Origin of the sequence: Rhizobium sp. RCC_161_2, from assembly GCF_041355235.1 — a bacterium.
Taxonomy (GTDB): Bacteria; Pseudomonadota; Alphaproteobacteria; order Rhizobiales; family Rhizobiaceae; genus Rhizobium.
In genome coordinates this window covers 170279-184040 of sequence record NZ_JBFUPL010000003.1, presented here as the reverse complement: position 1 = coordinate 184040, position 13762 = coordinate 170279, and the positions used below count along the sequence as shown (strand labels likewise).

General features: G+C 60.1%; 14 protein-coding genes. 11 read left to right on the top strand and 3 right to left on the bottom strand.

Annotation, left to right across the window (positions count from 1 at the left end):
* Positions 1-13 precede the first annotated feature (13 nt).
* A complete protein-coding gene (locus AB6803_RS08710) occupies positions 14-790 on the bottom strand; it encodes a 3-hydroxybutyrate dehydrogenase (RefSeq protein WP_007694229.1) in 777 nt (258 codons plus the stop codon).
* Positions 791-1025: 235 nt separating this feature from the next.
* Between AB6803_RS08710 and glpK the strand changes: the two genes are divergently transcribed.
* The 10 genes from glpK to map all read left to right on the top strand — a co-directional run bounded on the left by glpK (position 1026) and on the right by map (position 10108).
* Entirely contained in the window at positions 1026-2522 is a 1497-nt protein-coding gene (gene glpK, locus AB6803_RS08705) for a glycerol kinase GlpK (RefSeq protein WP_371108503.1), read from the top strand.
* Positions 2523-2704: 182 nt separating this feature from the next.
* Positions 2705-3514 carry a membrane-anchored protein gene (locus AB6803_RS08700; RefSeq protein ID WP_371108502.1) on the top strand — a complete coding sequence of 270 codons (810 nt, stop codon included), beginning with the start codon at positions 2705-2707 and terminating at the stop codon, positions 3512-3514.
* 343 nt (positions 3515-3857) lie between these two features.
* The gene (locus AB6803_RS08695; RefSeq protein ID WP_371108501.1) at positions 3858-4787 is read left to right on the top strand and encodes a serine hydrolase domain-containing protein; all 930 of its coding nucleotides are present in this window, start codon (positions 3858-3860) and stop codon (positions 4785-4787) included.
* Positions 4788-4850: 63 nt separating this feature from the next.
* A complete protein-coding gene (locus tag AB6803_RS08690; RefSeq protein WP_371108500.1) occupies positions 4851-5225 on the top strand; it encodes a YciI family protein in 375 nt (124 codons plus the stop codon).
* Positions 5222-6478, top strand: coding sequence for an RNA polymerase sigma factor (locus AB6803_RS08685; protein WP_371108499.1), 1257 nt, complete (start codon positions 5222-5224; stop codon positions 6476-6478). The genes AB6803_RS08690 and AB6803_RS08685 overlap by 4 nt, the downstream gene beginning before the upstream one ends.
* 98 nt (positions 6479-6576) lie before the next feature.
* Positions 6577-7047, top strand: a complete 471-nt coding sequence (locus AB6803_RS08680; protein ID WP_371108498.1) for an SRPBCC family protein — start codon at positions 6577-6579, stop codon at positions 7045-7047.
* Positions 7048-7077: 30 nt separating this feature from the next.
* Positions 7078-7500: a DoxX family protein gene (locus AB6803_RS08675; RefSeq protein WP_371108497.1), complete on the top strand. Its 423-nt coding sequence runs from the start codon at positions 7078-7080 to the stop codon at positions 7498-7500.
* Positions 7501-7553: 53 nt separating this feature from the next.
* A complete protein-coding gene (locus AB6803_RS08670; protein ID WP_371108496.1) occupies positions 7554-8066 on the top strand; it encodes a GNAT family N-acetyltransferase in 513 nt (170 codons plus the stop codon).
* 175 nt (positions 8067-8241) lie between these two features.
* Positions 8242-9303, top strand: a complete 1062-nt coding sequence (locus AB6803_RS08665; protein WP_371108495.1) for an LLM class flavin-dependent oxidoreductase — start codon at positions 8242-8244, stop codon at positions 9301-9303.
* A gap of 52 nt (positions 9304-9355) precedes the next feature.
* Complete coding sequence (gene map, locus AB6803_RS08660; protein ID WP_007692404.1) at positions 9356-10108, top strand: type I methionyl aminopeptidase; 753 nt, start codon at positions 9356-9358, stop codon at positions 10106-10108.
* Between the two features lie 64 nt (positions 10109-10172).
* Here the strand turns inward: map and AB6803_RS08655 are convergent, their stop codons facing one another.
* Positions 10173-10745, bottom strand: a complete 573-nt coding sequence (locus AB6803_RS08655) for a PadR family transcriptional regulator (RefSeq protein ID WP_371108494.1) — start codon at positions 10743-10745, stop codon at positions 10173-10175.
* A gap of 417 nt (positions 10746-11162) precedes the next feature.
* On the opposite strand from AB6803_RS08655, the gene sbmA reads away from it, so the two are divergent.
* Positions 11163-12428, top strand: a complete 1266-nt coding sequence (sbmA, locus tag AB6803_RS08650) for a peptide antibiotic transporter SbmA (protein WP_371108493.1) — start codon at positions 11163-11165, stop codon at positions 12426-12428.
* A 203-nt stretch (positions 12429-12631) separates the two neighbouring features.
* Here the strand turns inward: sbmA and AB6803_RS08645 are convergent, their stop codons facing one another.
* Positions 12632-13612, bottom strand: a complete 981-nt coding sequence (locus tag AB6803_RS08645) for a polysaccharide deacetylase (RefSeq protein WP_371109000.1) — start codon at positions 13610-13612, stop codon at positions 12632-12634.
* Positions 13613-13762 lie beyond the last annotated feature (150 nt).

Genomic DNA, 13762 nt, shown 5'->3' with positions numbered 1-13762 from the left:
TAACCGTCTATCGTTATTCCGCGGTCCAGCCACCGTCAATCGAGACGTGTGTGCCGGTGATCTGACGCGCGTCGTCGCTGGCCAGGTAGAGCGACAATGCACCGATCTCCTCGGCCTTGACGAATTCATGCGTCGGCTGCGCCTTGAGGATCACCTCGTTCTTGACCTGCTCCTCGGTCATCCCGCGCGCTTTGGCCGTGTCCGGGATCTGCTTTTCGACGAGTGGGGTCAGAACATAGCCGGGGCAAATGGCGTTGGCCGTGACGCCGAATTCGGCAAGCTCGAGCGCTACCGTCTTGGTCAGGCCCAATATACCATGTTTTGCTGCGACATAGGCGGATTTGAACGGGGAGGCGACGAGGGCGTGGGCTGACGCGATGTTGATGATGCGGCCGTATTTCTTTGCCTTCATCAGCGGGACTGCCGCGCGAATGGTGTGAAACGAGCTCGACAGGTTGATGGCGATGATCTGGTCCCATTTGTCGATCGGGAAATCTTCGATCTTCTCGACATGCTGGATACCGGCATTGTTGACGAGAACGTCGACGCTGCCGAAGGTCGAATTGGCGGTCGCGATCAGGTCGGCGATCTCGGCGGGCTTGGTCATGTCGGCCGGGTGGTAGATCACTTTGCCGCCGCCCGATGCTTCGAGCGTGTTTCTGATGGCATCGATCTCTTCCGGCTTGCCGAAACCATTGATGACGATGTTTTCACCCTTGGCGGCGAAGGCGGTCGCGATGGCGAGGCCGATACCGCTTGTAGAACCGGTGACAACGACTGTTCTTGCCATGATCTTCTCCTTGGACGGCGCAGCTTGTTGTTGCAGCGCAATAGCGGCTTGAGGTTAGTCCCAAACCCGCGAATATGGCAATCGCATCGCTGCAAGACTCTTTTGCGACAGCATGCTTCATATATTCGCGAGCGGGAATGGGGCGTTTTCGACAAAAATTTCGTTTTGCTTTCTTTTCACATTCGTTTTGCTGTCGTATCTGTTGCTTTAAAGACAGAACTATCGGGAGGAATGCATGGGCGGCTATGTCTTGGCGATCGACCAGGGAACGACCTCGACACGGGCGATCGTTTTCGACGGCAATATGAAAGTTGCCGGCGTCGGGCAGAAGGAGTTCACGCAGCATTATCCGAAACCCGGCTGGGTCGAACATGATCCGGAGGAAATCTGGGCTTCCGTGCTGTTCACTGTCGGCAAGGCCATCACGGCGGCCGGCATCACGGCAAAGGATATCGCTGCCGTCGGCATCACCAACCAGCGCGAAACCGTTGTCGTCTGGGATCGCGAGACGGGCAAGCCGATCCACAATGCCATCGTCTGGCAGGATCGCCGCACCGCGAGCTATTGCGACAAGCTGAAGCGGCAGGATCTGGAGAAGCTCTTCACCCGCCGCACCGGCCTGCTGCTCGACCCGTATTTTTCCGGCACCAAACTCTCCTGGATGCTGGCGAATGTGAAGGGCGCCCGTGCCCGCGCCGCCAAGGGCGAACTCTGCTTCGGCACCATCGACACCTTCCTGATCTGGCGGCTGACCGGCGGCAAGAGCTTCGTCACCGATGCGACCAATGCCTCGCGGACGCTGATGTACAATATCGCCAGCAACGAGTGGGACGAAGATCTGCTTGAGATCCTGCGCGTTCCCGCTGCCATGCTGCCGGACGTGAAGGATTGCGCCGCCGATTTCGGCGTTACCGACGCCTCGCTTTTCGGCGCTGCCATTCCCATCCTCGGCGTTGCCGGTGATCAGCAGGCGGCCACCATCGGCCAGGCCTGCTTCGAACGCGGCATGATGAAATCCACCTATGGCACCGGCTGCTTCGCGCTGCTCAATACCGGCGCGGATATCGTGCGCTCGAAGAACCGGCTGCTGACCACGATTGCCTACCGGCTGGACGGCGAGACGACCTATGCGCTGGAAGGTTCGATTTTTATCGCCGGGGCGGCCGTGCAATGGCTGCGCGATGGGCTGAAGGCGATCAAGAGTGCCGCCGATTCCGGTGCGCTGGCGGAAAAGGCTGATCCGTTGCAGGAGGTCTATCTGGTGCCCGCCTTCACCGGCCTTGGCGCTCCGCATTGGGATCCGGACGCGCGTGGGGCCATCTTCGGGCTGACGCGCAATACCGGACCTGAGGAAATCGTCCGCGCCGCGCTGGAAGCCGTCTGCTACCAATCGCGCGACCTGCTGGATGCCATGCACAAGGATTGGCGCAACGGCAACGGCAAGGAGACGGTGCTGCGCGTCGATGGCGGCATGGTCGCCTCCGACTGGACGATGCAGCGGCTCGCCGATCTGCTCGATGCTCCCGTCGATCGCCCCACCATCCTGGAAACCACGGCGCTCGGTGCCGCCTGGCTTGCGGGCAGCCGCGCCGGTGTCTGGCCGGACCGCGAGGGCTTTGCCAAGGCCTGGGCGCGAGACCGGCGGTTCGAGCCTGCGATGGACGAGAAAACGCGAAGCGGGAAACTCAAGGGTTGGAAAGACGCGGTGCGGCGGACCTTGAGCGCGGGATAACGGGGCAATTAAGGGTGTAGCTCACCGAAAATTTGATCGTGTAAGATTTCTTTATTTTCCTAATGCAACTCGAAGCAGCGATAGTCGATGCTACGAGCGACCCGGCAACATCTTGTTGCGGGGTCGCTTTCGATGGGTTCGACTATCTCTCAGTGAACGCCTTCGGGGGTCTTAGGGCGGGTATGGCTGCTAAATTTGCGGAACTGAAGAAACATTTTTATCGGCGTCTGAAATATCGGCTTATCCGGCCGAAGCCGCCCACGCTCTCAGAACCGTTTTCCGGACCCGTTGTCGTGGTCGGATCGGCGCCGGTGTCGCACAAGCCTGCGGATTTCGACGAGACCTTCCGGGTGATCACCATCAATGGCTCTCAGGTTGTCACCAAGGCGTGGGGCGTCGAGGCGCCCGATGTCGCGCTGGTGCAGTTCAACCAGATCGAGGGAACGAACACCAATGCCGTCGAAGTCAGGCGCGTGCTGAATGGCGAGCGGGCGAAGATGCTGTACATCCTGCTCTGGCGGGACGGTCGCAAGCGGCTTGAGGATGGGCTGAAAGCCTTCAATTATCGGTACGACAATCTCGAAATCGTCGATCGTTATCGGCGCATGGCGCTTCTCGATCGGGTCGGTGGCATGCAATGCAGCGAACTGGGCGCCGACGATAAATGCTCGAACGGCATCAACGCTGTGCTTTTCGCGCTCTATAATGGCGCTACCGCCGTCATCATCACCGGCATCAACCCCGATTCCGGCGGCCATGTCTACAATCAGGAAAATCTGACCCGGTTGCACATTGGCAAGGACAGGGAAATCCTGTTGCGGCTGATCGAGCGAGGCTATCCGATCTTCACCGCCGACCCGGCAGTCGCGCAGTCCCTCGGCCTGCCGCTCTGGGAGGGCAAGGCCCGCGCCCGGCAGATGTCGGACGCCCAGGCAAAGGCTGCGCGGTCGGTTTCAAAAGCGGCAGGCGTCTTGAACCCGTCGCTCGGTTGATGAACTAGTCGTTCGATCGAAGGCTGACGCCTGTCATCATTCCATGCCAAAATCACGGTATGGAATCACTGGATCCGGCGTGGCGTCTGTGCCCAGTCCCGTGCACGGCGAGTAGGAACGCATGCGCCCTGATGTCGCAGAACCGTGCCGGGCGCGCTTCAGTCAACGAAAAGACTTATTTGCCCAGAAATTCGATGCCGACGTTTGAAACAGGGCATCGGCTATGCGTTTCATCTGGCTGCTATTTGTTGGACTGCTGTCGACCCCGGCCTTGGCGCAAACCGTGCCTTCGGCCGAGTGGGCACATTTATCGCCCCAGACATCCGGATGGTCGGCGCCGAAATTGGCAGAGGCGAAGGCCTTTGCCGACGGGCATGATGTCAGCGCCGTCATGGTCGTCCAGCATGGGGCCGTTGTTGCGGAATGGGGAGATACGAGCAAGCCTATGGAATTGGCTTCCATTCGCAAGAGCCTGCTCGATTCCCTGATCGGGATCGCCGTCGCGCACCATCAGATCGATCTTGGCAGCACACTCCAGCAATTGGGTATCGACGACAACCCCCCGTCACTGTCCGATCAGGAGAAGCAGGCGACGGTCCGGATGCTGCTGGAGGCACGGTCCGGCATCTATCATCCGGCGCTCTATGAGACGGAGGCGATGGCCGCGAGGCGGCCGGCGCGCTTCAGCCATGCGCCGGGAACGTTCTGGTATTACAACAACTGGGACTTCAATGCTCTCGGCACGATCTACGAGAAGGCGACAAAGGCCTCCATCTATGACGCGTTCGAGGATGAGATCGCGCGGAAAATCGGGATGCAGGATTACGACCCGCATGCGCAGCACAAGGTTCGCGGCCGTGCATCAATCCATCCCGCCTATACCTTCCGGATGAGCGCCAGGGATCTTGCCCGATTCGCTCTTTTGTTTCTGGATGGGGGACGCTGGAACGGGCAGGAGATCGTTCCCAAACAATGGGTACGGGACAGCACGACGCCTTACTCGGATGCCGATCACGAGTTCGGATATGGGTATCTTTGGTGGACGGCAGATAGGCCGTCGGCGGCCACTGATGGGAGCACGAACGCATTTCGCTTGCCGGCGGGCTCCTATTTTGCTTGGGGTGCAGGCGGGCAATATGCCTTTGTCATCCCGCAAGAGGATCTGGTCATTGTCGAGCGCACCGACCGCGATCTGCCATTGAAGTCTCCCCTGCTGCACCAGGTCGCCGATTTGATTGGCCTCATCCGCCAAGCCGAACCTTTCAAACGATAATTTTTGACGTGGCCTGTCGGTGCGGGTGATACTCCTTCGTCTTTACATCAGAAGGAGGAGCTCATGCTCTACGCGATCCTATGCTACAACGACGAAGATACCGTGTTTGCCTGGTCCAAGGAGGAGGAGCAGGCGACGATGGAGCGGTTGCTGGCGGTGCAGGCCCCGCTAAGCGAGGCTGGCAAACTCGGCCCTGTCGCGCGGCTGATGCCAACGACGGCGGCAACGACGCTGCGCAAGGGCAAGAACGAGCCGCTGGTTATCGACGGTCCCTTCGCCGAGACGAAGGAGCAATTGCTCGGCTTCTATGTCATCGACTTTGAATCTCTCGACGAAGCGATTGAATTTTCAAAGAAACTGGCGGTCGCCAATCCCGGCGTCGGCTCCTATGAGATCCGGCCGCTTTACGTCTTCAAACCGGGGACGATCGCGACATGACGGACCTTGCCTGGATCGATATTGCCTTCACCAATGCCCGGCCGCAGGTGGTCGGCGCACTGTTGCGCTATTTCCGCAATCTCGATATCGCTGAAGAGGCGTTTCAGGAAGCTTGCCTCCGGGCCTTGAAGAGCTGGCCGGACAAGGGGCCGCCGCGCGATCCCGTGGCGTGGCTGATCTTCGTCGGACGCAACAGCGCCATCGATGCTGTGCGCAAGCAGGCAAAGACACAGGCCCTGCCGGATGAGGAGGCGATCTCCGACACCGGTGACGCCGAAAGCGATCTCGTCGATCGGCTCGACGGATCGAACTATCGCGACGATATCCTGCGGCTGCTGTTCATCTGCTGTCATCCGGAGCTGCCGGCGACGCAGCAGATCGCCCTGGCGCTGCGCGTCGTCTCCGGCCTTTCGGTGGCGCAGATCGCCCGTGCCTTTCTCGTCAGCGAAAGCGCCATGGAGCAGCGTATTACCCGCGCCAAGGCGCGGGTTGCCGCGGCCGGCGTGCCGTTCGAGACGCCGGGCGCCGTCGAGCGGGCAGAGCGCGTGGCGCTCGTCAGCGCCATGATCTATCTCATCTTCAACGAAGGCTATTCCGCCGGCGGGCCGGGACGCGAGGCCTCCGCCTTTGCCGATGAGGCGATCCGGCTCGGCCGGCTGCTCCTACGCATCTTTCCGACCGAACCCGAAATCATGGGGCTGCTGGCGCTGATGCTGCTGCAGCAATCGCGCAACACGGCGCGCTTCGATGCGGGCGGCCAGATCGTGCTGCTGGAGGATCAGGACCGGTCGCTCTGGAGCCACACGCTCATCGACGAGGCGCTGGCCCTGCTTGACAAGGCGATCCGCCATCGCCGTCCCGGCCCCTATCAGCTTCAGGCGGCGATCGCCGCGCTGCATTCCAGGGCCAAGCGGGCAGAAGATACGGACTGGGCGGAAATCGATCTGCTTTATCAGGCGCTGGAGCGGCTGCATCCGTCGCCGGTCGTTACCCTGAACCGTGCTGTCGCCGTTGCCAAGCTCGAGGGGCCGGAGGTGGCGTTGGCCCTGGTGGAGACCTTGGCGGATCAACTCGACAGCTATTTCTATTTTCATGGGCTGAGGGGTGGCCTGCTTATGCAGTTGCACCGGGCGCGGGAGGCGCGTTCGGCCTTCGACCGCGCCATCGCACTTGCCCGCTCGCCGGCGGAGGCAGAGCATATCCGCCATCAGCTCGACCGCTTGAGCACGACAGCTCCTGCAATTGCAAAATAATCGACGAATTTTCTCATTCCCTGTCGGGAAGAGGTGTCCTCAAACGTCCTTGGAGTATAGGCCGATCGGGCCGATGCACACTGGAGAGAGATAGGACCATGACCGAACAGACCGCACGCCATGAGCTTTCGCTGACCCGCATCATCGACGCGCCGCGCGAGAAACTCTATCGCTGCTGGACGGAAGCGGAGCTCCTGAAGCAATGGTTTGCACCGCTGCCCTGGACAACGTCGGCCGCCGAACTCGATGTCCGCGCCGGAGGCACCAGCTCCGTCACCATGCGCAGCCCCGAGGGTGAGGATTATCCGAATGTCGGCGTCTACCTCGAGGTCGTCCCGAACGAACGGATCGTCTTCACCGATGCCTTCACCAGCGCCTGGGTGCCATCAGCCAAGCCCTTCATGGTGGTGACCATCCAGTTCGAGGACCTCGGCGGCGGTAAGACGCGGTACACCGCGACGGTCCTGCATTGGACGGCGGAAGATCGCGAGGCGCATGAGAAGATGGGCTTCCACGAGGGATGGGGCCAGTGCACCGACCAGCTTGCGGCGCTGGCGGACAGGGTTTGAATTGTCGAAGTCATTCCGGGGGATACACGAATGTCCTACATAGCAGATTCATCCTCAGGTTCGCGGGCGCAGCGCGTGGCCGGCTTGATCCTCAGCGGCTTGACCATCGCCTTTCTCGTTTTCGACGGCGCGATCAAGATCATTCCACTGCCTGTTGTTACGGAGACGATGGTGGCGCTCGGCTATTCCGGTGATCCTGCGCTTGCGCGGCTGCTTGGCGTGATCACGCTCGTCTGCGCTGTTCTCTACGCCATCCCGGCGACGTCTGTCCTCGGGGCTATCCTCCTCACCGGCCTACTCGGCGGGGCGATGGCGACACATTTGAGGATCGGTAGCCCGATATTTTCGCACCTGCTGTTCGGGCTCTATCTCGGCATCATCGCCTGGGGCGGGCTTTATCTTCGCTACGAGGCTGTTCGGAAAATGATTCCGTTCCGCCGCCGAAGCTGTTGATTTCGGATTCGATTTGCTAAGGCTCGCTCCCGCATGAACGAGAGGAGCGAGCCATGCTGCACGTCACCATAGCGCCAGTCGCGCAGTCGGATGCCGAAGACCTGATCGCAGCCAATGTCGCCAGCCGCGCCTATCATGCGCCCTGGGCCTTTCCCTTTGTCGATCGCGATGGCTTCGATGTCTGGTTCGGGCAAACCGTAACCGGGCCCAATATCGGCCTGGTGGCGCGCGACACCGGTTCGGGCGGTATCGTCGGAGTGGTCAATATCAGCCAGATGGTTTGGGGCGGTTTCCGCAGCGCCTTTCTCGGCTATCACGGCATGGTGGGTTTTGCAGGCCGGGGTTTCATGACCGAGGCATTGCGCCTGGCCATTGTCCACGCATTCGATACCGTTGGCCTGCATCGGCTGGAGGCCAATATCCAGCCTGCGAACCAGGCCTCTATCGCGCTGGTGCAAAGGCTCGGTTTCCGCATGGAGGGATTTTCGCCGCAATATCTGAAGATCGGCGGTGTGTGGTGCGATCATGAGCGCTGGGCGTTGTTGGCGGACGATCCGAGGCTCTGATCTACAACATGAGGCGCTTCGGAGACTGATTCCGAAGCGGTGGGGAAGCTGTTGAATTCGGATTCCTATTAGAGGGCGCTATCAACATTATCGAACAAACCGTTCGATAATTCATATTTGCGATTGCAACCCTGTCTTCCTATCTCGTCCATCAACAACAGATGGATGTTTCATCATGGAACTTGGCCTTTATACTTTCGCCGACGTCAATCCCGATCCCGCTCTCAACAAGGGCGTGGAAGCGGCGCGGCGTCTGAACAATCTGATCGAGGAAATCGAGCTGGCCGATCAGGTCGGTCTCGATGTCTTCGGGCTCGGCGAGCATCATCGCCCGGACTATGCAGCATCGGCTCCGGCCGTGGCGCTTGCGGCCGCTGCCGCAAGGACGAAGAACATTCGGCTAACCAGCGCCGTGACGGTGCTAAGCTCAGACGATCCGGTGCGAGTCTTCCAGCAGTTTTCGACGCTCGACCTCATTTCCAATGGCCGTGCCGAGATCATGGCGGGGCGAGGCTCGTTCATCGAGTCCTTCCCGCTCTTCGGCTACAATCTCGAGGATTACGACCAGCTCTTCGAGGAAAAGCTCGATCTGCTGCTGGCGATCCGCGATGGCGAACAGGTAAACTGGACGGGCGAGATGCGCGCGCCGATCAACGGGCGAGGGGTCTATCCCCGGCCGCTACAAGATCCGTTGCCGATCTGGATCGCGGTCGGAGGCACGCCACAATCGGTGGCACGTGCCGGTGCGCTGGGCCTGCCGATGGCGATCGCCATCATCGGCGGCGAGCCGCGCCGATTTGCGCCGCTGGTCGATCTCTACCGCGAGGCCGCCCGCCGCGCCGATCAGGATCAGGCGAAGCTGAAGACCAGCATCAACGTCCACGGTTTTGTCGCCGATACGACCGAGGCTGCCGCCGATCAGTTCTATGGCCCACAGGCCGAAGTGATGAACCGCATTGGCCGAGAGCGTGGCTGGGGACCGACGAGCCGGGCGCAGTTCGATCAGTCACGCGGGCCGAACGGGGCTCTCTTCGTCGGCGATCCCGAAACCGTGGCGGAGAAGATCGTCGCGCATCACAAGCTGTTCAAGAATGACCGCTTCCTGCTGCAAATGGCCATCGGCACGATGCCGCATGATCAGATCATGCGCGGCATCGAACTCTACGGCACGAAAGTCGCGCCGCTCGTCAGAAAGGCATTGACTGAACAGGGTGGAGAGGCGAAAGCGACTGCGTGAGCCTTCGCGCCAGGAGTTTGCGGGGCGTGCGTGAGCCAGCCGGAAGCCCTGAATGATCATCTCGAACGACGACGAACTGACCAAGCTGAAAGAGATCGGCCGCATCTGCGCCAACGCGCTGCAGGCGATGGCGGCGGCGCTAGAGCCGGGCATCACCACGCTGGAGCTTGACGCCATCGGCCGCAAGGTTCTGGAAGATGCCGGCGCGCGTTCCGCGCCGGAGCTTGTCTACAGGTTCCCGGGCGCCACCTGCATCAGCGTCAACGAGGAAGTGGCGCACGGCATTCCCGGCCCGCGGGTGATCCAGGCCGGTGATCTCGTCAATCTCGACGTTTCAGCCGAGAAGGATGGTTTCTTTTCCGACACCGGCTCGTCGTTTGCGGTGCCGCCAGTGAAGCCGAAAATCGAGCGTCTTTGCCGTGATGGCAAGCGGGCGCTCTGGGTCGGCCTGAACCAGGTGCGCAGCGGCGCACCCTTCTCCAAGATCGGCCACGCCGTCGGCGCTTTCGCCCAGAAGAACCGCTATACGCTTGTCGCCAATCTCGCCAGCCATGGCATCGGCCGTTCGCTGCATGAGGAGCCGGCCGAGGTATCCACTTGGGCCGACCCCGACGAGACCCGGATCATGCAGGATGGTCTGGTGTTCACCGTCGAGCCGTTTCTCTCGCTCGGCGCCACCTGGGCGGAAGGCGGCGACGATGCTTGGACGCTTTATGGCGATCCGCGCGCGCCGACGGTTCAGTTCGAACACACCGTCGTTGCCACCCGCAATGGTCCGATGATCCTGACGTTGGCTGATAGCTGAGCGGCCGGAGCGTTTCAGCGCTCCAGCCGCTCGTGTTTGACGCGATGCCGGGAATTGTTCTGGCTCAGTCTTCCGTCTTCGTCTCGCCGCGGATGATATCGGCGGCGGCCCGCTCGAGGATCGCCGCGATGCGTGCGCCCTCAATCTTGCTCCAAGGGTGTTTTGAGCGCAGCGCTGCGTGCAGAAGGTGGCGGGCGCGGTGAACGTCGCCGGCCTCGCGGCCGAATGGGCCGTCACGACCTTCATCGTCGCCGTTATTCTCGCCGTCAAACGCGCGTTTGACATGCGCCATTCGCTCGCCGATGGCACCCAGCTTGGCGAGCGTCGCCTCGACCAACTCGCGGTTCTCTTCGACCCGCTTTTGGCCGCTTTCGGTGATCCGGTAGAGTTTCTTCGTGCCGCTCGCTTCGACTTCGGCGAGGCCGGTTTCTTCCAGATAGGTGAGGGCGGGGTAGATGACGCCCGGGCTCGGCACATAGAAGCCGCCGGAACGCTCTTCCAGCGTCTTGATCAGTTCATAGCCATGGCGCGGCTGCTCGGAAAGCAAAGCGAGGATGATGAGCTGCAGATCGGCGGCGTCGAACTTCCGGCCGGTGCGAAACCCGCCGCCAAACATGCCGCCTTTGAAGCCTCTCATGAACTCTCTCCCATGCCTGCCGCGGGAATCGCGGCGTTCGCCATGTCGTAGGATATATGCCTCGACGGTGTCAAAGCCATCGCCGAACATGTGATCTCTAAAGCCTTTCATCGTGTGTCTCCTGTTGGGGTGATGTGAATTTATATCGTTAGTCATGTCGTAAGATATATATCGTAAGATAATACCTTGCAAGAGGGCATTGAATTTTTTGCTGAGAGGGATGGGTAGGGCGTGCGGCGGAGCGGGGTGCCTTGCCTAAGGCCCGGCTGAACAATCGCCTCACGATCACGGGATAAGCGATTACATCTACGTAAGAATCCGGCCAGGCCGGTTGCCGCCTCTAGCGAACTGCCTTAGGTTCGCCGTTAACAAACGTCATTGCGGTTCGAAACCCCAATCAAGAAAGCTGCGCTTCTCGTGTTTCACTCCTTTTTCCCTCAGCCGAAATTATTCTTCACTTCGATGGTGGTCTGGACGCTAATCTGTATAGCGGCCTGGTATTCCGTCGTCTCTGATCTGGGAACGCATCTGGGCTACATCATGCCGCCGGAAGGGCAGCAGCCCTATGATCTGAGCTATTTCCTGTTGTGGGGGAATCTCTGGTTCTATGCCTTCTTCCTTCTATGCATTGCCCTCTTTTGCGGGACTTGGCACGTCCGCGCCCGGGACAATCCGTGGAAGCTCTGGTCGATCTGGGGTTCCGCTTTCATCATTTTCGTCACCTTTTTCGGTGTGCAGATATCGGTAGTAATCAACAATTGGCGCCGGCCATTTGGTGATACGCTGCAGAACGCCTTGGCGAAGCAAGCGAACGTGACGGTCGGAGATTTCTACGGCCTCATGCTGACCTTCGTGCAGATCGTCTTTCTCAGCATGTTTGTCTCGATCCTGACGGACTTCTTCACCAGCCACTATATTTTCCGGTGGCGCACGGCGATGAACAATTTCTACATGTCGAAGTGGGAGAAGCTGCGCCATATCGAGGGGGCGTCCCAGCGCGTGCAGGAAGACACAATGCGGTTTTCCACCGTGCTCGAAGGCCTGGGTATCAGTCTGATCAATTCGGTGATGACGCTGATCGTATTCCTGCCAATCCTGCTGGCGCTTTCGACTTATGTCACCGAACTGCCGATCATCGGCAAGATTCCGCATTCGCTCTTCTGGTTGGCGCTCTTCTGGTCAATCTTCGGCACGGTTTTGCTGGCGGTTGCCGGTATCAAGCTGCCTGGCCTGAACTTTAAGAACCAGCGTGTCGAAGCTGCTTACCGCAAAGAGCTTGTTTACGGCGAAGATCATGCGGATCGTGCGCAGCCGGCAACCGTCAACGAGCTTTTTGCGAACGTGAGACGGAATTATTTCCGCATCTACTTCCACTATCTTTATTTCAACGTTGCCCGCTATTTCTACCTTCAGGCTGACGTCTTGTTCGTAACGTTCATGCTCGTTCCAACCATCGTTGCTGGGGTGATCACGTACGGTATATATCAGCAGATATCGACCGCCTTCGGCCAGGTCAGCAATTCATTCCAGTATCTCGTCAATTCCTGGACGACGATCATCGAGCTCCTGTCGATCCACAAGCGTCTTAAAACCTTCGAGGCAGCGATCGATGATGAGCCACTGCCGTCGATCGATCAGCGCTATCTGGATCGCGATCCAGGCGCAGTGCATGTCGACGGTTGATGAAACGAGGCTCCGGAAACGGGGCCTTTTTCATGTCTCGATGATGGCGCGTAACGTCATGTCGGTCACGGTGTCATCCCGCAATTGGACTGGCGAGAGAAGATCTCCGTTTGCCGCACCGCCGGCCCTTCGCTTTGGCTCAGGGCGTTCGTGGCTGCAATCGACCCACCGGGTCGATTGCTCCAGCTTTGCTGGATCGCTCCTCACCCCTGCTGCGGCTTGCCGCGCGCCGCAATCAGCGGGATTGCCTCGGAATAGCTGACGCAGGCGACGCCGTCTCTGTGGCAGACGTCGGTGACGAAGCGGTCGAGGGCGCGCCAATAGGCGCCGTCGTTCATTTCGACGAAGTGGAAGCCGAGCTGTAGCGGGATGCGATCGCCGTTGTACTGTTTGTTGAAGGCGGCTTCGAAGGCCGCGAAGGTGCGGTCCTCATAGGTCTTGGAATTGGCCTTGTCCTCGACGCCCTTGGAATGGCGGACATAGAGATTGTAGTCCATGCCGATCACCAGACGGTTGTCGGGGCCTTCGGGGATCAGCGGCAGGCCAAAGCGATAGAGGCCGTCGACCACCTGCGGCAGCGCCGGACCCTTGGTGACGAGGCTTGCGTCATATTGAAAGCCCATCGCCTTTTCCGCCGGCACCAGCCCATCGCTGGTGGAGAGATAGGGCGCGCGAAAACCCTTGACGTCGTGGGTGGCGAAATCTTCCCAGCCTTGCGGTTCCTTGTCCGCCAAGCCGACATTCTTCCAGGCGTCGCGCAGCGCCACACGGGCGCTCATGAAGTCCTGTTTCCAGTCGGCGGCAGTCCACGCTTTACCGTCGAAATGGCCGCAGGCGTGGCTGGAAATATCGTGGCCTTCCAGATGCGCGCCCCAGATATTGGCGATGCGGGTGCGCACGTCGTCCTCGCTCTTGGCGAAGCCAACATTGGACTTGCCGGCCCGCTGTCCCGGCGCCTGATAGGCCTTGGCCTGGGCGCGATTCATCAGGAAGGTGCAGGAGAGGAAGTAGGTGAAATGCGCACCGTTGCGCGAGGCGATCTCGCGGCTCTTCGTCCACAGCGCGTTGTCGTGTGCGCCGTCGAAGGAGATCATCACCAATTGCTTCGGCTTCTCATCGGCCCGGGCCGCAACTGGAAGCGCCAGGGAAAGGGCGAGGGACGCAAAGGAGACAAAACGAAACATGGGCACCGCGATGATTTGAACGAGCATGCTTTCATCCGAAAGCCGCTACATGTGTTTGGGGATCATGCCCCGGTTCCGTCGCTTCCTCTGCCGGAAATGCGGCAAAGCTACGGTGGCGCTGGTAATTTTCGCCATAATCGATACTGATGT

Coding starts and splice junctions, on each gene's coding strand:
- AB6803_RS08680 (WP_371108498.1), top strand. CDS start 6,577: ATGACCGAACAGACCGCACGCCATGAGCTTTCGCTGACCCGCATCATC.
- map (WP_007692404.1), top strand. CDS start 9,356: ATGATCATCTCGAACGACGACGAACTGACCAAGCTGAAAGAGATCGGC.
- glpK (WP_371108503.1), top strand. CDS start 1,026: ATGGGCGGCTATGTCTTGGCGATCGACCAGGGAACGACCTCGACACGG.
- AB6803_RS08655 (WP_371108494.1), bottom strand. CDS start 10,745: ATGAGAGGCTTCAAAGGCGGCATGTTTGGCGGCGGGTTTCGCACCGGC.
- AB6803_RS08690 (WP_371108500.1), top strand. CDS start 4,851: ATGCTCTACGCGATCCTATGCTACAACGACGAAGATACCGTGTTTGCC.
- AB6803_RS08675 (WP_371108497.1), top strand. CDS start 7,078: ATGTCCTACATAGCAGATTCATCCTCAGGTTCGCGGGCGCAGCGCGTG.
- AB6803_RS08685 (WP_371108499.1), top strand. CDS start 5,222: ATGACGGACCTTGCCTGGATCGATATTGCCTTCACCAATGCCCGGCCG.
- AB6803_RS08645 (WP_371109000.1), bottom strand. CDS start 13,612: ATGTTTCGTTTTGTCTCCTTTGCGTCCCTCGCCCTTTCCCTGGCGCTT.
- AB6803_RS08665 (WP_371108495.1), top strand. CDS start 8,242: ATGGAACTTGGCCTTTATACTTTCGCCGACGTCAATCCCGATCCCGCT.
- AB6803_RS08670 (WP_371108496.1), top strand. CDS start 7,554: ATGCTGCACGTCACCATAGCGCCAGTCGCGCAGTCGGATGCCGAAGAC.
- AB6803_RS08700 (WP_371108502.1), top strand. CDS start 2,705: ATGGCTGCTAAATTTGCGGAACTGAAGAAACATTTTTATCGGCGTCTG.
- AB6803_RS08710 (WP_007694229.1), bottom strand. CDS start 790: ATGGCAAGAACAGTCGTTGTCACCGGTTCTACAAGCGGTATCGGCCTC.